15 protein-coding genes are annotated in these 18935 nt (G+C 43.6%); all 15 read right to left on the reverse strand.

All coding sequences use genetic code 11. The annotated features are described in order from the left end of the window. Positions 1–42: 42 nt before the first annotated feature. Positions 43–1038, reverse strand: a complete 996-nt coding sequence (locus ISR87_12215) for a hypothetical protein (protein MBL7026206.1) — start codon at positions 1036–1038, stop codon at positions 43–45. Continuing rightward, positions 1035–5687: a hypothetical protein gene (locus ISR87_12220; protein ID MBL7026207.1), complete on the reverse strand. Its 4653-nt coding sequence runs from the start codon at positions 5685–5687 to the stop codon at positions 1035–1037. The genes ISR87_12215 and ISR87_12220 overlap by 4 nt, the downstream gene beginning before the upstream one ends. A 1-nt stretch (position 5688) precedes the next feature. Beyond that, positions 5689–6525: a TIGR00159 family protein gene (locus ISR87_12225; protein ID MBL7026208.1), complete on the reverse strand. Its 837-nt coding sequence runs from the start codon at positions 6523–6525 to the stop codon at positions 5689–5691. Positions 6526–6533: 8 nt separating this feature from the next. Beyond that, positions 6534–7403, reverse strand: a complete 870-nt coding sequence (gene folP, locus ISR87_12230; protein ID MBL7026209.1) for a dihydropteroate synthase — start codon at positions 7401–7403, stop codon at positions 6534–6536. A 16-nt stretch (positions 7404–7419) separates the two neighbouring features. Then, entirely contained in the window at positions 7420–9555 is a 2136-nt protein-coding gene (gene ftsH / locus ISR87_12235) for an ATP-dependent zinc metalloprotease FtsH (GenBank protein ID MBL7026210.1), read from the reverse strand. 360 nt (positions 9556–9915) lie between these two features. Next, entirely contained in the window at positions 9916–10485 is a 570-nt protein-coding gene (hpt, locus tag ISR87_12240; protein ID MBL7026211.1) for a hypoxanthine phosphoribosyltransferase, read from the reverse strand. Further along, the gene (gene tilS / locus ISR87_12245; protein ID MBL7026212.1) at positions 10482–11864 is read right to left on the reverse strand and encodes a tRNA lysidine(34) synthetase TilS; all 1383 of its coding nucleotides are present in this window, start codon (positions 11862–11864) and stop codon (positions 10482–10484) included. Before tilS ends, hpt begins: the two co-directional genes overlap by 4 nt. Positions 11865–11924: 60 nt before the next feature. Next, a complete protein-coding gene (locus ISR87_12250; protein MBL7026213.1) occupies positions 11925–12998 on the reverse strand; it encodes a hypothetical protein in 1074 nt (357 codons plus the stop codon). A gap of 12 nt (positions 12999–13010) precedes the next feature. Continuing rightward, entirely contained in the window at positions 13011–13154 is a 144-nt protein-coding gene (locus ISR87_12255) for a CcmD family protein (protein MBL7026214.1), read from the reverse strand. Beyond that, positions 13155–13847 (reverse strand): cytochrome c biogenesis protein CcsA, encoded by a 693-nt coding sequence (gene ccsA / locus ISR87_12260; GenBank protein ID MBL7026215.1) that lies wholly within the window; start codon positions 13845–13847, stop codon positions 13155–13157. A gap of 36 nt (positions 13848–13883) precedes the next feature. Further along, entirely contained in the window at positions 13884–14555 is a 672-nt protein-coding gene (locus ISR87_12265) for a heme exporter protein CcmB (protein ID MBL7026216.1), read from the reverse strand. Continuing rightward, the gene (gene ccmA, locus ISR87_12270) at positions 14552–15334 is read right to left on the reverse strand and encodes a heme ABC exporter ATP-binding protein CcmA (protein MBL7026217.1); all 783 of its coding nucleotides are present in this window, start codon (positions 15332–15334) and stop codon (positions 14552–14554) included. Before ccmA ends, ISR87_12265 begins: the two co-directional genes overlap by 4 nt. Continuing rightward, positions 15270–16433 carry a hypothetical protein gene (locus ISR87_12275; GenBank protein MBL7026218.1) on the reverse strand — a complete coding sequence of 388 codons (1164 nt, stop codon included), beginning with the start codon at positions 16431–16433 and terminating at the stop codon, positions 15270–15272. The genes ccmA and ISR87_12275 overlap by 65 nt, the downstream gene beginning before the upstream one ends. Next, positions 16430–16861 (reverse strand): zinc ribbon domain-containing protein, encoded by a 432-nt coding sequence (locus tag ISR87_12280; GenBank protein MBL7026219.1) that lies wholly within the window; start codon positions 16859–16861, stop codon positions 16430–16432. Before ISR87_12280 ends, ISR87_12275 begins: the two co-directional genes overlap by 4 nt. After that, on the reverse strand, positions 16861–18843 hold the full coding sequence (locus ISR87_12285; protein ID MBL7026220.1) for a heme lyase CcmF/NrfE family subunit: 1983 nt from the start codon (positions 18841–18843) through the stop codon (positions 16861–16863). Before ISR87_12285 ends, ISR87_12280 begins: the two co-directional genes overlap by 1 nt. Positions 18844–18935: the final 92 nt, after the last annotated feature.

Here is an 18935-nt window from a genome sequence, read left to right on the forward strand (position 1 = left end):
ATTCTTTTTTGCACGCTATGCCCCATATCTGTCTAAACACCATTAAAAATGGTAATTAATTCCAATTTTTTGCATGTTTGCCAACTCATGTTGGCTAAACGAGTAATCAATAATAAACTTTTTTAAGCCAATGCCAAGACCTAAGGAAGGTGTGTATCCATCGTAGCCTCCTCGTAGAAAAATGGTGTCCTTCACTTTGATCCCGATACCAAATTGCCTCACAGCTTCATACCTGGTCTGGATTGAACTCGTAATGGTAAGTTGAGATGCATATTTTGGAAAATTTTGAGATATGGAGAAACCTCCAACAAGGCTCCGTTTTATGGCATCCTGGTGTTCTGTGGTCCAGTAGACAGGTGTATTTAAAATATCACTTAGAAATAGGCCAATCCCAAACTCAGTCTTATTTAATATCTCACTCATACCTTCAAGATTAAAGAAAAGTTGACTCCCAATATCGATTCCAAATCCCAATCCCCGGTTGTCCACCAGTACTTTATCGATGTACTTTGCTGAAACTCCCAGGGGCAATCTGCAGGGTATTTTGAAAAATTTCCATCCCAGATTTATCTCAAACTCAAATTCTCGGGCTATGGTTATAAAAGCTCCATCCTCACGATAATCAATGATATCAAAACTTGAGTTATCAAGAGCAAGAACAGAATCCCGCCTATCTGCAGGGCTTAGTCCAGATAAATCAGGTCTTGAGTAAAGACCATCCACAGCACTATGAATCAGAGTAACGCCAAACATGTACGATTTACCGATGGGGTACTTGCCTTCGACACCAATATTGCTGGAAAGACCGGTGAATTGCTGATAAACCATACTCACCTGCGATTGATGACCATTGGCAGCCAGACCAGCTGGATTATTCAAAGCGTGACCTGCAACCACTCTCCCAGCAACCGTGCTGTATCCCAAAGATTGAACCTGGGGGTATTGGCTGGCCAGCAAGAATGCATCCCCATACTCCCCGGCTTGGAGTGATTGAAAACTCAGAAAAATCAGCAGCACAAATGAAACCAGAATTCTCATCGGTTTTTCACCATTTTTCCAATGGGGCCCACTATTTCCTCATCATTCAACTGACCCTTGATACGATAGAAGTATACGCCATTGGCCACGAAGTCATCGGAGCGATCGCGTCCGTTCCAGGGGACTTCATGATATCCAATAGCGCCAAGACCAATGCTCACTCTTGCACTAAATAAGTCAATAGTGTGAAGTTTATACCCAGAGAGAGTAAAAATATCGATGACAACATCATCCAGGGGTTGGGTTAATTCGTAGATGATGAGTGTTTCACCTTCAAATGGATTTGGGAAATTGCCATAGTCATAGATGGCCGCTGCGCCGGCAACCACACCAGTGATTGACACCTCCTCTGACCAGTTTCCCAGCGCATCACTCATCTGATACGAAATAATGTGCTCACCAACTTCTAGGTCGAGAGCTATGGTGGCACTTATGATTTGCCCAGACTGAGTAGTATCCCCCAATTGTGCTTCAGCGGGGCTTCCGTTTACTGTGACCTTTACAGCAGATTGATTCCAGGAAAAACCATTCTCATCTTCTGCCAATAGATTGATATGACTGGATTTCAGCAAATAGTCACCATCAAAGAATAGTTGTCCCTCAATCATCATGGATACATCTGGACCTGAAAAATCCTGTTTTACACCCATTGCAATCAAACCATCTCCATTAATCGGATAGGAGTTTGGCTGAACTTGCTCAATGTATTCCCATGCTGAGAGCTTGAGATTTTTGCGAAAGAGTTGTCTATTCGATTTGACCCGAAATGTGAGATCTTGCCCAGAGGATTCAAGCAAATAGATTGTTGAATCCTGGTACAGCGTGACTCCAGACAGAGCCGAAATAGCATCACTATAGGGTGTGATTCTGACCCAGGCTGTATCAGCTTGATCGCCAGAGATGCCTCCACTTGCCCAAAGTTGGAGTGTGTCTGCTGACTGCCCATCGAATGTGAGGCCTAATCCTGGTAGCATCTGGTAATAATCAGAGGTCAAGACCTTGGTCAGGGCATTGTCAGCAACGTCCTCATCGTTAAGGATACTCAAGGAGGCGATTACCTCAACCGTGTCAATTCCGAAAATCACAGGAATAAATATTGAATTATTGCCTTCATAGATTTCAATAGTTTTATCAGTAATTTGAGTACCATTTGTCATGGCCGCTTCAAAATGCATTGATGCTGTTGTTATATCTTGTCCCATCAATGAATAATCAAGATATACACCACATAATATATCTTTAACTCCAACCCTTATGTCGTTGACAGTCAGCGATATATCACGAGGGAGGTACAGTATGAAAGTGTTTGAGGTTTGAATGTGAACACCTTGTGAAAATGCAGAAAAAGAATAGTAAGTGGTGGCGGTTCCTGCACTTAAACGGGTGGTATCTGCTAGCTCCCACCAGTCACCCTGCCTGATGAGTTGTATACGAGCCTGGTTGGATCCTGAAAGAATGAGAAGCATGCTGTCTGCTTCTATGGTAGCGCTATGAAATTTTACTCGAATAGGAATGATTGGTGATTGGGATAATTCCTCCGCTGTGGGTCGCTGATGTTCAAACCAGTCAGCAGCTATGGAATAGGGCGCAAACCCCTGGTAAGCAGATTCAGTGTTTCCCCTATCCAGAGTGAAGATTGTTCTTGCCATTCCTGAGGGGGTTGCCTCTTCCTGAGAGATGATAAAGTTTGAGTTTGACACTGTGGGAAATGTTTGAGGTAAAAACCACCAGGGTTGATTCTCGGCATTTATTGGCAGCAGGTTGATATCCCCTGGAACATCATCTACATAGTTCAGATTGAGCTGCTCGGTCAGACCGTAAATGGATTTCTCTGAAACCAAAGATTCATGCCTCTCTGGCCGGAGTAACCGCGTGGTTGGGTCCCCCAGATAATTATACTGGAATAACATGGATGGCTTTAAATAATCGTACCCACTATTGGCCAGGAAATACTCCATCCGCGCAATATTGATAATTTCCCCAACCGTCTTATCATCTTCAAGCAACCTTCTTATGAGCGGCTGTACCATGAGATAATCGTTGATTATCCACCCTACGCCAGATGAGCCAAACCATCCAATGGCGCCTGTGGGCGATTCCGAGACTACCACCTCGCCCAGTCCCCTGGTTTGCGCAAATGAAGCGGTGAAGCAGGTCATACTGGTCACAAATGCTGGTGGGGTGTCCTCATCCAGATAGTTGATATCATCTCTCACAAAGAGGGACCTGTCAGCCCAAACAGCTCCTCCACCATGTCCCAAAAAATTGATGAGCAGCTTGCCACGATTCCAATGCTCTACCAGCGAGTCCGTATCACCCCAGAAGATTTGCCCTTCTGAATCGCGATCAATGAATATTCGGGAAGGCATGTAAGCAGGCGGTACCGTATTCCTCAGGATTGATTGACTCTGACTTTTGAAGGTTGCATCGAATCCAGCAATGGTAATGAGTTCATTCTGCCAGGTACCATAATTTGCTCCTGAGCCATAGGTAATAAGTTTTGTCAGTGAGGTATTGAGATCCTCGATATCATTACAGGGAATTCTGCCAATATTAATATCCGGAAGGTAATCATCACCATTTATAAGACTGTACCAATAATCTGCCTCAGCTGCTCCCCACCCATAGGTCTGCATATAGAAAGTTGGAATATTCTCAATTCGTATGTCTCGCTTGGTCTGTTGTGGATTTGATATGGCATCACCAAATAAAACGGCATATTCAGGATGGGAAACCCAATGGTTGTTCGCATATCGTAAAAAGGATTTGATGGCCAGAGGTGAATGAATGCCCCAGTTGAACTCATCATAAATATCTGCCACCGAAACGGCAATGGGATTCCAGCCCTCACTACGTTTGAATTCCAGATAGGGTTCCAGACCATCCATAAATTCGGGAATGGTGACGACAATTAAGTCAGCATCTTGCTCTCTCAGAAAGGCAGTTGTATCTATTGAAATTTTTAGAGGCTGCAAAATTCCATCTACGCTTGCAGCCCAATAATCAGGTGTTGCCTCAGTGGAATGATCCTGGAAAACCAAGCTGTACTCAGGTTCAACTGCATCCCAGTTTTCCCGTATGGTAAAACCTGTAATTTTTGAGAGCCCCTCCTTGTATAGTACCAACTCATGGGATTGGAATCCCTGTATTTCATATTCAAGATTGGTTGAGGGGTTGATGAATGACTTTCTAAACCTCAGCTGGTTGCCATCTGCTTTAAGAAGATGTTCATAGCCAATTTCAATCCAATTCAACACTATTTTGTCATAGTTCCCAGGTTCAGTGCCGGCGGGGGGCGGAGCGAATATAGCCAAAGTATTCTCACCATTTGCTGCTAGAATATTGTGGGAGAGGTTCAGAGTTGATGGTGAAGTAAGGATATACTCTTCCTGCTGAATCCAACTCCCTTCGCCAATGGAGTGATCATTCATGAAAGCATAGAGCGTATGACTTTTCACCTCTCCAGCGGTTTCACTATAGGTAAGACCATGCAGGCCTAAAGATACTTGAAGATTTTCACTTGATCCGCGGAATGGGTTCGGTAGAAAATAACTTACTTCCTCGGTCTTTCCTGAATTTACAGATTCCCAGAAATAATGATCTCGTGTAATGCTGGGCATATCAGTATCAACCTGTCCCAGTCTTTCAAAGTCATTGTCTTCTTCAACATGAATCCTGTCCCAGAAGGTGGTTGGTCTCACAGGAGTTAAATCAACCAGGGCGCCTGACTCTTCAACAAAGCGCAGCCCATCAGTTCCGCCCCAATCAAGCCAATAGACATTAATATCAGAAAAAGCATCGAAGTATTGAGATTCACCGTCGAAATATTTTTGCTTACCTATAAAGTCAAAATAATCACCCCCATTAAAAATCTCATCACCATGATCATTGACGTGGATGGCCTGTTCTGCTCCTCGTTCTCTTAAAATCAAAGATCTACTGCTGATTTGCTCAGATGGGAAATCCGGTGTTTGTGAAAGGGAGTCGTAGTAAATGCGATAAATACCATCCTTGAGAATATGCAGTTTCACCTTACCCTGTCCCAAACCCGAATTATTTGCGACCAGGGTCCCATGTGATGTGGGAGTATAGTGATTTAGATAAAGCTCACTATTATCCACCAGGCTCGACGGTATCAGATCTGTGCCAATATTCACAGTGATCTGCCCGGGAATTATCCATGCTCCAGTACTCTCATTAAATTCAGCGCCCAGTACATTCACCGCCCATAATTGATATCCATCACCATCCCTAACATGTTTGAGACTGACTATTTCACGTCCCATTGTCTGTACAGGAAGTGCCTGGATATCCATTCCTTTTGCTTGTTCCATGATAAAAGATTGAGATTCGGAAACTGGAACTGCCTGAGGAGTACCCAAATCAAAATCAATAGTCGGCGGACCCGTAAGTGTGAAAATCAGTTTTGATTTTACTGGAACTCGAAATCCATTATCCAGAACGGTCTGGTTCCACCCTGAGTATTCAAGACCATCTGATTTTACACCAATATGACTCACATTTGGAATCTCGATAGTCCAGATAATTTCGGAGTGAGGATTTGCATTCCCAGGGGAGCTTGTACGCTGCACAGAGTCTGCCGAGAGAAAGGATCCCAGAATGAGAATCCATATCAGCCGTTGTCGCATATCAGACAATCAGGTTATTGAGCACTTTTTGTAACTGAACCTCATCCAGTCCACGCTTCATGACCCCGTTATAGACATGGGAGAGGGTACCCGTTTCTTCTGATACGACCAGAATATGAGCATCTGTCTCTTCAGATAGCCCCAATGCAGCGAGATGTCGTGTTCCCAGCTTCATTCTGACACCCTGAGGCTCCTCTGATAGCGGAAGAATGCACTTGGCTGACTCAATCACTTCGTGGTTGATTATAACGGCGCCATCATGGAGGGGTGATGTGGGATTAAAAATCGATACCAGCAGCTCGGCAGATACTCGAGCATTGATAGAGGCTGATTTTTCCTTGATGTGTTTCAACCCAACTTCGCCTTCCATGACAATCAGCATACCCCATTTGCGTTCCTGACAAGTCAGGATGGCCTCAGAAATCTCACCAACCATGGCAAGATTCTTAACCCGGAACAGGTATCTGACAAATGGATTTTGACCGAGGTAGATTAGGATTCTTCTCAGTTCTGGCTGGAAGAGAATCACAACAGCAATAACCCAAACAGTAGAAAGATTGGATAAGAGCCAGGACATACCATGAAGTTCCGCCCAGCGGACAAGAACCGATAGGAGGATCAGTATGAGGATACCAGATAGCAATTGAGCTGCTCTGGTCCCCTTAAAAACTTTATATAGGGAATAAAGAACGAAAGAAACAGCAAGAATATCTACCACATCATAGACACGCACAGAGAGAAAAGCGAGAGAGAACAATTCATAACGCCAGAAATAACCTGTGACAGTCGTAATCAGTAGTCCAAGGACGATAAGGAGTATATTTTTTCTTTCAGACATTGTGCAATTTAATCCGAATGTTTTTGAATGGCACTGAAGATATCAAGAACTTGCCGTGTTTCAGCAACGTCATGAACTCTGAAAATTCTAACACCCCTCATAAATCCTGAGATGATTGCCGCCAGTGATCCCCCGAGCCGTTGGTCTGCTGGTGAGTCATCAATCATACCGATAAATGATTTCCGTGAGGCGCCAATCATGATGGGTCTGCCGGCGGCATTTATACGCTGTAGATTTCCCAATATAGTTAGATTGTCTTCTAAAGTTTTTCCAAAACCTATGCCGGGATCCACTACAATCCGCTCAATATCAATCCCAACTGAAGTTGCAGAACGTATTTGTTCCATGAGAAAGTGTTCAATATCATCCATCACGTTCCCGTATGATGGTGCTATCTGCATGGTTTCAGGGTTGCCTTGCATATGCATAAGGATATATCCCGCTTGACTATTACGGACAATCTCAAACATTTCTGGGTCACTACGACCTGCAGATACGTCATTGATAATATGAGCGCCAGCCTTTAGCGCAGCCTGTGCTACGGGTGCTTTTTGAGTGTCTATTGAAATGATTGCATCTGACTGTGCAGCCAGAGCAGTGATAACTGGAACCGTGCGAGATATTTCCTCTTCCACCGATATTGGCAGTGAGCCAGGACGCGTAGATTCTCCCCCAACATCAATAATGGTCGCACCCTGATCCAACATCTCCAAAGCACGAGAAACCGCCATTGAAGGATCAATAAACTGACCACCATCACTAAATGAATCAGGAGTCACATTTAGAATGCCCATTATGACTGGCGTATCTAGATGTAACTCCTGATCTTTAATCAACCATGTTTTTCCTATTTCAGATGAAACTTTGTCCTCAGTCATAGGAAATGATTGTAAATTACGCTTTGGGTTCTTTGGCAGATGGCTCTTCTGAACCCTCACCCTCAGCTGGCTTCTTAGGCTTTGGAGGTCTTCGTCTTACAGGAGCTTTTCTTTTAGCTGGAGCGGGTTTTTTCACCGCTTCCTCAGTTTTCTGGAGGATATCTTGAGATTCAGACTCCACGATTGGAATAGATGTCTCAACTTTTGGGACAATCGGCTCTACTTCCTTTGCAGTTTCTTTTTCTATCCCTGGAACAACCTTATCCGGTCTCTGACGCGGGTTGTCAGAACGGTGTCTCGGATTATTGGATCTACCCCGACCTCTCTGGGGATTCTCACTTTGCTTAGCCTGAGTGTGATCTACATACTTTAAACCCAATATTCCGTCAAGTTGGCGACCATCTATACTTTCTTTATCAAGGAGCAGATTTGTAATCAGCTCCAGTTTATCCTGATTTTTAGAAATGATTTCTCTGGCTTTTTTATAGGCCGTGTCAATGATCTTTCGAACTTCAGCGTCAATCTTTTTGGAAATATCTTCGCTAAAATCACGATGCACTCCCAGATCACGACCAATAAAGATTTCTTCTTTCTTCTGACCGTAAGTCATGGGACCCATTTTTTCACTCATGCCCCACTCAACCACCATTTTTCTGGCGAGAGATGTGGCGCGCTCAATATCATTTCCAGCGCCTGTGGTCATCTGGTTGAGAACCACTTCCTCGGCAACACGACCACCCATAAGGATGGCAAGCATGCCTTCCATGTAATCTTTGGAAAAATTGTAGCGATCATCCACAGGTAATTGAGCTGTAAGCCCAAGGGCACGACCACGTGGAATGATGGTTACCTTGTGGACTGGATCCGTACCTGTTGTCAGGCGCGCAACCAGAGCATGTCCTGCTTCGTGAACAGCGGTTGTTCTTTTTTCCTTTTCAGTAATGACCATGCTACGACGTTCTGAGCCCATCATCACTTTATCCTTGGCGTGCTCAATATCCACCATTTCAACACGTTGTTTTCTGTGCTTGGACGCCAGGAGCGCTGCCTCATTAATGAGGTTTGCCAGATCTGCTCCAGACATACCCGGTGTGCCTTTCGCAATAACATCGAGGCGAACATTTTTAGCCAATGGAATATTTTTAGAGTGAACTTTGAGAATAGCTTCCCGACCACGAACATCGGGGTTGTCTACGGTAATCTGCCTATCAAAACGTCCAGGTCTCAATAGGGCCGCATCCAATACATCTGGGCGATTGGTTGCAGCCAGCAAAATGATGTTGTCTGTGGCTTCGAATCCATCCATCTCGACCAGCAGGGCATTCAGGGTTTGCTCTCTCTCATCGTGACCACCACCTAAACCAGCTCCACGTTGGCGACCTACGGCATCTAATTCATCAATAAAAATGATACATGGTGAACTTTTCTTGCTCTGTTCAAATAAATCACGAACTCGGCTGGCACCTACACCAACAAACATTTCCACAAAATCAGCACCGCTCAGGCTAAAGAAAGGAACTCCAGCTTCACCAGCAACAGCTCTTGCCAATAATGTTTTTCCTGTACCGGGCGGTCCAATTAAAAGAGCTCCCTTGGGAATCTTGCCACCAAGTTTTTGGAAACGATCGGGATGTTTTAGATATTGAACAATTTCTCTGAGTTCTTCTTTGGATTCCTCACAACCTGCCACATCCCTGAACGTGGTCTGAGGTTTTTCCTGATCAATGATTTTAGCACGGCTCTTGCCAAAGGAAAATATGCCCTTGGTTCCCCCGCCACCTGACTGCATGCGACGCATAAGGAAGAACCAGAAGAAGATGATCAGGAACCATGGCAATATCTGAAAAAGATAATCTACCCAATCACGAGTCTCGTCCTGGAATTCATAGACAATACCCATGGCATCCCACTCTGCAGTAACATCGCTGTCAATAGTTGGGGATAATACTACCCAGAATTTTGTATAATCTTTACTCACACCGTTTATAACAGTGGTTTCAGGAATTTTGAGCGTTGCATGAAATTGATTTTTCTTCAATACGGCGGATTCAATTTTACCGTCAAGAAGCAGGGTTCTATATTCAGTGTAACCCAGCTTTTGGACATGCTCGGTGTCCGTTTTTAGCACCTGAGCAAAAACAAATACTGACATCAGGATAACTACCCATAAAAGAGTAGTCTTCAATCCTTTTTGCCAGTTCTCATTCCCCTCAGCCGGACGGGTAATCTTGATGTTTGTGGATTTCTTTACGGGTTTTGACTCAGGTCGAGGACTATTTCTCGGTCGAGAATCTCTTTTATCCCGGTTATCTCTTTTATCACGACTATCTCGCTTGCCCTTGTTGTCCCTATTATCACGCTGATTGCGATTATCTGGCTTGGGATAGGGTTTTCTTGGTGGTCTACGACGTTGATTTGAACTTCTGTCGTTGCGACGTGGAGCATTGTCCTGATTTCCAGGACCCCTCTCCTGATTTTTATCTGATTGGTTATCTGCGTTCATGATGTCCTTTTACAAATTCATATTTACAGGAAATGCCCAGATCGAGGGTAAGTTCCTGAACTTTTGGTCAAGATCCAAACCATAGCCTACGAGGAAGCGGTCTGCTACTTCAAAACCAACATACTCAGCTTCAAACTCCAGCTTGAGACATTCAGGTTTAAAAAGCAGTGTGGCGAAGGCAACGGAAGCAGGTTGATTTTCGAGAATTCTATGTTTCAAGAATCTGGCTGTAAGTCCACTGTCAATGATATCTTCAACAATAATCACATCGCGATCGGTGATAATACAGCTAATATCTTTAAGAAGTCGAACTGTCCCGGACGATTGGGTTCCAGAATGATATGAGGAAACTTTGATGAAATCCATCTCACAATCAATTTCAAGTCTTTTTGCAAGGTCTGCCAGAAAAAAGACAGAGCCATTCAAGACACCAATTAATATCGGTACCTTGCCAGCATAATCGGTGGATATTTGCTTGGCCAGCTCATCAATTCGTTTCTCGATGACTTCACGGGAAAAGACTTCCTCTAAAACCTGACCGGTGTATTTACCCATGTTTTCCACTACTCGCGTATTCATTCGAACGTTCCCTTTTGAAATTCTACCTTCATACAGTGCTTTGATCTACTCTCTTTGATTATTTCTTCTGAAACCATTGCGGATGGTGCTGTACGGATGCCCGGCACCCATATGATTTCACCCTGACGTTCAACAATTGGATAAAATGTTTTCAGATGAGGAGCTACATGTGCTGATTGCAGGATCTGGTTAATAGATATAGTTCTACCTGATACATCGACTATCATTCTATCCCCTGTTTCTGCAATACGTATTTTGTATGAGTCTAACGCATCCATGTACCAGAGGTAAGCAGGATCTTGAATATGATCTTCAAGAATGGATGTGGTATAATCGACCTGAAAGAATGGAAACCTAACCTGACTCGTACCTGATAGTACTGTACTTGACCACTGATAATCCGATGGTTTGAATAGTGTTATTCCCCCTCTATCACGAACAGCCGTTACTGAAGCCGGAAGCTGTACTTCCTTTCCAATTGAATTGTCACTAAACAATGATTTCAAAGCATGGAAATGCTTGGATGAGATTCCCTGTGGCATCAAAGAAATTGATTGAAAAGCTCTGTCAAAAATCGCCTTTTGGATCGGCGAAAAATAGTCGGGGAGCTCTCCCAATCCTAATGCTATTTTCGGGGCATAATCAGCTCTAAATCCTTTTATATCAACATCTTCTACACTAGTTTCTATCAATCGATTTATAACCTGCCCCTCACGAAATATTCCTTCGATAGCAGTTCGTAACCGATCATCAATATCATTACTCAGTCCAGGAATAAGATTTGCCCTGATATTATTTCTTAAAAAGGATATATCTGCATTAGACCGGTCAGTGCAATAATCAAGCTTATGTTCATCCGAAAAGACCTGGATTTCATCACGAGTGTAATTCAACAGGGGCCGGATAAAACTATTGGCCCTTTCACTGATTCCTGCCAACCCTTGAATACCAGTTCCCTGATATAAATTCATCAGGATGGTTTCAATTTGATCGTCCAAATGTTGGCCTGAAGCGACATAGTCATATCCCAATTGGTCCCGTAACGCCAGGAAGGTCGATCGGCGTCTAACACTCCCGGCTTCTTCAAGGCTCAAGCCATTTAATTTAGCGTAATCTTGAATATCTTCCGAGATAGTATACACCTGAAATCCGAGATCCGAACCCAGTTGCTTGACAAATCCCCTATCCTGATCACTCTCAGCTCCACGTAGCTGATGATCAAAATGAACAATGCCAAGTTGAATATGAGGGACATCACGTAGCAGATGAAGGAGCACTGTAGAGTCCATACCTCCTGAACAAGCCACCAAGACTTTGAGTTGGGGTTTATACCAGTCCGATGACAGGCAGTATTGACGAAATAAAGTGCTGGTTAACATAAAAGCGACCCTATGAGATCTATAGAGTCGCTTCGTATTTATTCATATTTTGCAGGATGATTACACCTCATCAAAGAACCAATCACTTAGGGATTGAATTTTCTGCTCGTAGGAATTCGGGTACATAAACCACGTTGCCGCAGAGATAGAACTCAGGAGTGAGTTGCCATCCTGTGGCGTAAAACAAAATCCTACCAACTCTTTTCCGCCATCGATAAGCTGAAGGCTTGGCGATGATATAACTGTCTGGTTTAATATTCGACCATAATGACCATGATCTCGGCCAAATGAGAAAACTTGGCTAGAGAGCCTTTTCTCAGTTATTGCCACCAGGGGGTTTTTTTCAAATATTTCCATCACCTGGGTCATGGTCATCGCCTCTTTCATCTTAATATTGAAATGGACGATATGCATGTATTGTGTATTCAACTTCATGGCTGATGAAAAAATATTCACATCATAACCCAAGGTTTTAAACAGATTAGCTGCATCCTTAGCATGATGTGTACCGTAGCGTTCTGAGCTATGGTGACCAACTTCGGGTGCTGGGATAAAATCATTGGCCTGACTTAAGTCATTGGCTCTACGAATCATCACGAACCGACCATCCAAAAGATTCTCAGGATCACCATTATGCATGCCAATGGTCTTCACCAGTGATGAAAGATTGTGGGTATTACAGGAAACGACCTGCAAAAAGCGATCTTCTCCATGAATCAGGGCTTCGTCATTGATTCCGCGAGCATAGGGTTTTCCAAAACCAGTTTCACTTCCCTGAGCGATAAATCCCAGCGTATTATGATCAAAATTATGATAATATTTAACTTTGTTTTTATGACCCACACCCTTTGGGGTGCAATCTATGACAACAGCTGCTCTGTCGATGGCTTCAACGGTAGAAAATGCAGGAGACAATCCAATGTCCTGAAAGCCTTCAAATGCTTCTTGATCCGTTACCAGACGAGCCCCTCGTTTGAGCAGTCTAAGAACCTTGGCATGTTCACTTTTCAGGGGTGTGCGTTTGTGAAAGGTTATTTCATCAATACCGAGGCTGGCTTTGTAGTCGGATAACAATCCAATTAGTGGCTCACCGATTGTGCCCGTACCTACAACGTGAACAATTTTTTTTGACATTTGGAAAAATCCCTATTTCTTTTGGTCGATAAGCTCTTTTAGGAGTGTCATTTCCTGATTTAGGAGATCCACTTTTTTATTCATATACCATATAAATCCAAAAATTCCCAGCCAGATGAAGCCGTAGGCTAGAAATAAATATACAAAAGCGTCCATTTATAAAATCTCCATTTCTTTAAACTGCTTATTTAGGGTGTCCTCAAGACTCAACAACTGATAGCGTTTGCGAATCAAATACACATACAGAAGCGTAAATGTTGCCAGTGAAAACATAAATGTAAAAAACATTGGAGCTGCTAAACTACCTTCGCTACTGGCCATAACTGCCTTGGGATGTTGCGTCTCCCACCAGCGAATTGAATAATAGACAATGGGAACATCAATAAAGCCAATAATGCCCACCACAGCGGAGAGGTTAGCTCGTTTACTCCCGTCCGGCAGATAGCGGCGCAACATGAGATAAGCGACATAGATGAGCCATAATATCAACGATGAAGTCAAACGTACATCCCAGGTCCACCAGATTCCCCAAACCGGTTTTGCCCAGATAGGACCAGTAATCAAAACCAGTGTGATGAAGAGAACTCCAATTTCCGCAGATGCCACTGAGATTAACTCGTATTTGCGGTCCCGGGTCGCCAGGTAGGCAACACTGCCACCGAAGACCACAAAGAAGGCTAGAAAGCCGAGCCAGGCGCTGGGAACATGAAAATAGAATATGCGCTGGGCGATCTGTTCAGCCGGATTAGAGGCCTTTATTTGAGGCACCCATTGAAAAATTAAATAGATACTCATAAGGAACGCAATGAATAGTATCACGAGTAGTACTTTATCAATTTTGGATCTCATGAATTGCCTTTAATATTTTGATTTGTTTGGTTCATTCTAATCTTCTAAAATGAAATCAAAGAGCATATAGGAGAGCGTGAAGAAGATAACATCAAATGCTCCAACCCTTAAAAGAAGTGGATAAAAAGCCTCTGTAACTTCACCGCTCAACACCATACCGCTCAATGAAACGGACCAGATGATAATTGGTGAAACCAGGGGCCATAATAAGAGGGATAACAGAATCTGCTGATTCCTCGTATGGACAGCAACTGCAGACAGTATGGTTCCCAGGCTTGTAAATCCTATGGTTCCAGCAAGAATGACTGGAATAAGCATGAACATACCCACAGAAAGCTGAAGATCATAAAAGATGATAAATATGGGGAAGATTAAGGCCTCAAACATGAGCATGATGATGGTAACGCTTAAAAATTTTCCCACATAAATCTGCCCGCCATCAACAGGCATCAAGGCCATTGCTCGAAGATTCCCATTCTCTTTTTCCAGAGAAAAGGATTGATTGAGACCAAACATACCTGAGAAAACAAATGCCACCCAGAGTAGTCCTGGAGCTATCTCAAGCATAACCAACCTGGATACTTCAAATGTGAAATTGAAAATGACGAATATGAGCAGGGAGAATATCCACATGGCCAGAATACTCTCTTTGGATCTGAACTCCATGCGGAGATCTTTTTTTACAATTGAGATGGCTGTCTGCATCATAACGCTATCCCTCCAGCTTCTGCACTGAAGAAATTTGCTCGAATAGCATCTGGATTTGTATCAGACATCAACCCATCTTTTACAATCTTATGCTTTGAAATAACGAGGTATCGATGGGAGAGTTCTGCAGCTGTATGCAGATCATGCGTTGTGAGTACAATGGTTCTACCCATTTCCTTCTGCTTTTTAAGCAAGGCGATCAGCATTCCAATTGCGTGCTGGTCCAGACCGGTAAACGGCTCATCCAGAAGCAGTAAGGAAGGCTCGTGCAGCAATGCCCTGGCAATAGTAAGACGTTGAGTCATACCCCTACTGTAAGTCGCCACGAGATCAAAACGACGATGAGTAAGCTCAACATCATTCAGCACTTCTTCAATTCGACCCTTTGAATCAGGAACATTGTAAATACGACTATAGTATTCAAGATTTTCAAGAGCAGTCAGATTGCCATACAGGAACATCTCGTGGGAGATAACGGCCAGCTTGGCCTTATTTTCACGGTCGCTTGGATTCGTTCCAAAAAGTTTTACTTCACCTTCACTAGGTCTGGATACACCGCTAAGAATATTTAGGAGTGTGGTCTTGCCAGCACCATTACGACCCAGGATACTGACAAACTCTCCTGATTGGACAGAGAATGACACACCACGGAGTGCAATAATCCGTCCAAAATCTTTGGATACACCTAAAACTTCAAGAGCAGGTACGCTCAAATTACTTGATCCTATCCAGTGTTTTGTAGACTGAGACAAGACGATAGAGAAGCTTTTCCCTTTCATCTGCATCTGAGGATGCATCGCCTAATTTGGCAAATTGTTTTAAAAGATCAGACTTTTGCTTTTTCAACATTACAATAGATTCCTGCTTCAAGTCCTCACTCTGTTGAGTCACCGAAACAAACAAAGATACGAGGAGTGCCATTACCAGGACACCTGCCAGGGCTAACTCAATACTGGAATCCATGCGATTTTCAATGACAATTTTTCCAGAATTTTGTTGTTCTGAATGGTCATGGTCATCTGCACCAGTCTCTGACATCCCTTTGCCTGAAACTTGAAATTCCAACATGGTTCCAGCCTTGACACCCTCAATAGCATAGATTGCCAGGCCATTTTCGTTGTCTGTGCCTTCACGTGAGAGACCCGGTGCAGAAATGGTGAGGTCAAGCGGCATGGTATAGACATGAAAATGGTCAATATCATATCCTACTAACTCGGATAGAGAGGTTCCATTCGGATCATATGGTGTATAATAAGCCATATCAATCTCAGATAAGCCCGGTTTGATGGGGTTTGGCAACACCTGACCAGCATCCGTATCTATTGGAGCGGTCCGCACAGGCATGGTGCCACTTTTAAAGGTTAAATTTTCTAGCTCTGTAATATTATTTGGCAGATGTACCTTTGCCAGACCAGGAGTGGCAGAAAAAGTTACAGGTGGTGAAGACAGGTTCTCAAGCACAATACGCTTCTGGATGTAAAGTTTATCCTCAAATCCATAAATTACAAAAAATGGTACTGATGCATTCACATTCCTGAGCGTTTCACTTGATTCATAAACCGTCAAAGAAGTTTCCCAGGCAGTTACACCAGGTGTGGGAACAAACATCACCGAATAGTTAACCCCACCCAGGGTTGCACGGACAAGATATTGACTCTGAGCACCAGCATTTATGTCACTAAATGTTGTTGATTTGATGACATTTGAAGCCGAAGCCACTTCAGCCATGCCAGCAGCGAGATCAATGAGGACAACACGATCGGCATTGCCAGATTCATTTTTTGTGCCATTTATAATATTAACACGGAGATCACCAGCGAAGCTTAATCCAAAAAGAAGCTGCAGGATCAGGAATTGATGAGCAAATTTTGAAATCATGACAACCCCTCCCCGCATTTCATACAAAATTTAGCTTCAGCAAGATTCTCTGCTCCACACGCTGTGCAAAAAACTGCAGCGCTGCTTTTGGGCTTGTGCTTATTTTTCTTCTTCTTTTTTCCTAGATGTTCAATGTCCTTCTGAATTCGGTCCATGAGCGCAGTGGATTTCTGGCCTTCCAGCTTCTCAATAACCCGACCTGCTTCACTAAGAAATGAAGTACGAATATTTTTGAAATCTTTTTCACTCAGGCGTCCCATGGCAAAATCAAATTCCAGATCAGCAATATTGCCATAAACCCGCTGCTTTCTATCTGCGAGTTCTTCCACTTCCATATGAAGTGATACCCAGGTGCTATCTTTTTTGAATAGGGGCATGACAATCCAGACCAGAAAGGCTAGCCCTGTGAGGTATGCTAAATAACTCATTATTCGACTCCCCCCTTGGACTCGCGCAGATTGGGCAACAGGGCAAACAGGGTCCCAAGCGCCATGATAAACGACCCAATCCAAACCATGGTTACAAACGGATTTCGATAAACCTGGACGATGACTTTTGTACCATCATTGCTCATACCAGAGAGCACGGCGTAAATATCTTCACGGAGTGTTGAATAGATGTCGACTTCGGTTGAGGGTTGTTCAGAAGCAAAATAGAATCGTTTCTCTGGCGTGATCACATCGACAAGCCGATCATTTCTGTACATTTCAAGCTCAAGAGTTTGCGATGAGTAGTTTTCAGTCTGAGCTTCGGTTATTTTGATGGCATTAAAGGTGTAGGGACCCAATTGGAAGGAATCTCCCTCACCCACTTCAGCACGTGTCTCAGAATTAAAAGCATTTCCAGTAAAGCCTATGAACATGATAACCATGGCAGCATGGATCAAATATCCACCATATCTACGGGTATTTTTTCGAGAGAGCATATACATGGCAACCAGAAAATTCTCGCCGGAATTCTTTTTGCGGATGTTAGCACCTTTCACAAATTCTACAACAATGGTCCACATGACAAAAAAGGAAATGGCGAATGAGCCCAGAGCCCACCCGTCACGTATACCAAATGCAAGCAGCACAACAACTAAGATCGCACTCCCCAGTATAGGCCACCCAAAGCTGCGCTTCAGGGTTTCAACAGATGTATGTCGCCAGGCTAATAATGGTCCTGCCCCAGTCAGAAGTAAAAGAGCCAACCCAATGGGAATCATGATATTATTGAACCAGGGAGGTCCTACTGTAATCTGATCTCCAGTAAACAGCTCACTAATGACAGGGAACATGGTTCCCCACAACACAGCGATTGTGGCGAGAAGGAACAACAAATTGTTAAATAAGAATCCACTCTCTCGTGAAACAAGCGATTCCATCTCTTCATCAGGTTTTAGATCCTTGCGACGATACAATAGTAGCGCGACGCTGAAAATAATTCCCATGCTCAAAAAGATTGCGAAGGCTGGTCCTAGACCAGAATTAGCAAAGGCATGAACCGAGCTCACAATACCGCTGCGAGTCAGGAAAGTCCCAAATATTGAGAGTAAATACGTGGCAATCACAAGCGCCATGTTCCAGATTTTTAACATCCCCTTGCGCTCTTGTATCATAACAGAATGCAAGTAAGCTGTTGATGTCAACCACGGCAACAGTGAAGCATTCTCAACTGGATCCCAGGCCCAGTAGCCACCCCAACCGAGTTCCACATATGCCCATTTTCCGCCTAACACGATTCCTACTGCCAGAAAGCCCCAGGTAGTTAGTGCCCAACGTCTGGTTGTGTGAATCCAGCCTGCGCCAAGCTTACCCGTAATCAGCGCTGCAATTGCGAAAGCAAATGGTACCACCGATCCCACATAACCAATAAACAGAATAGGAGGATGAATAATCATTGCCGGGTGCTGAAGTAATGGATTCAATCCACGTCCATCACGGGCTGTGAATTCCTGCAGTGTGTTCCCAAATTCCTGATAAAGTGTCTGGAATGGATTGGAAATAAAAACACTCAAAATTGAAAAGAAAACCATAGTCGTTGCCATGACAAATAGTACGTACGGCATAAGATCATTGTTTTTGTGACGATGTTGGTAGGCAACAATCGCACTGAATATGGTCACAATCCAGGTCCAGAGCAAAAGGGAGCCATTATGACCGGCCCACAAGGCGACAATTTTGTAAAACAAGGGTAAGGCAAAATTGGTATTACTGGCGACATACTCAATTGAGAAGTCACTGGTAACCAATAAATATTCAAGAGCAAGGACTGCAAGTGTTGTCACGCCAAAGGCAGCGTATGCACCTCTCCTGGCAGCCTCTAAAAGCCCTCTTCGTTTGGTCACCCCTGCCGCTAATGCGGTGAGTGCGGTAAATACACTTACCGGGAACAGAAAAAATAAAAGGATATTTCCTAAATCAGCCATTTAACTAAATCCTAACTATATGGTTTTAAATCTCAGGGGAAGAATAATCGGCTTCATACTTTGAAGCACATTTAGCTTGTATACGTTCTGCA

The organism is Candidatus Neomarinimicrobiota bacterium (assembly GCA_016784545.1).
Classification (GTDB): domain Bacteria; phylum Fidelibacterota; class UBA8477; order UBA8477; family JABMPR01; genus JABMPR01.

Bases quoted from the DNA above. Each gene is read 5' to 3' on its own strand.
- ISR87_12215 (MBL7026206.1), bottom strand. From the start codon at position 1,038: ATGAGAATTCTGGTTTCATTTGTGCTGCTGATTTTTCTGAGTTTTCAA.
- ISR87_12220 (MBL7026207.1), bottom strand. From the start codon at position 5,687: ATGCGACAACGGCTGATATGGATTCTCATTCTGGGATCCTTTCTCTCG.
- ISR87_12225 (MBL7026208.1), bottom strand. From the start codon at position 6,525: ATGTCTGAAAGAAAAAATATACTCCTTATCGTCCTTGGACTACTGATT.
- folP (MBL7026209.1), bottom strand. From the start codon at position 7,403: ATGACTGAGGACAAAGTTTCATCTGAAATAGGAAAAACATGGTTGATT.
- ftsH (MBL7026210.1), bottom strand. From the start codon at position 9,555: ATGTCAGTATTTGTTTTTGCTCAGGTGCTAAAAACGGACACCGAGCAT.
- hpt (MBL7026211.1), bottom strand. From the start codon at position 10,485: ATGAATACGCGAGTAGTGGAAAACATGGGTAAATACACCGGTCAGGTT.
- tilS (MBL7026212.1), bottom strand. From the start codon at position 11,864: ATGTTAACCAGCACTTTATTTCGTCAATACTGCCTGTCATCGGACTGG.
- ISR87_12250 (MBL7026213.1), bottom strand. From the start codon at position 12,998: ATGTCAAAAAAAATTGTTCACGTTGTAGGTACGGGCACAATCGGTGAG.
- ISR87_12255 (MBL7026214.1), bottom strand. From the start codon at position 13,154: ATGGACGCTTTTGTATATTTATTTCTAGCCTACGGCTTCATCTGGCTG.
- ccsA (MBL7026215.1), bottom strand. From the start codon at position 13,847: ATGAGATCCAAAATTGATAAAGTACTACTCGTGATACTATTCATTGCG.
- ISR87_12265 (MBL7026216.1), bottom strand. From the start codon at position 14,555: ATGATGCAGACAGCCATCTCAATTGTAAAAAAAGATCTCCGCATGGAG.
- ccmA (MBL7026217.1), bottom strand. From the start codon at position 15,334: ATGAAAGGGAAAAGCTTCTCTATCGTCTTGTCTCAGTCTACAAAACAC.
- ISR87_12275 (MBL7026218.1), bottom strand. From the start codon at position 16,433: ATGATTTCAAAATTTGCTCATCAATTCCTGATCCTGCAGCTTCTTTTT.
- ISR87_12280 (MBL7026219.1), bottom strand. From the start codon at position 16,861: ATGAGTTATTTAGCATACCTCACAGGGCTAGCCTTTCTGGTCTGGATT.
- ISR87_12285 (MBL7026220.1), bottom strand. From the start codon at position 18,843: ATGGCTGATTTAGGAAATATCCTTTTATTTTTTCTGTTCCCGGTAAGT.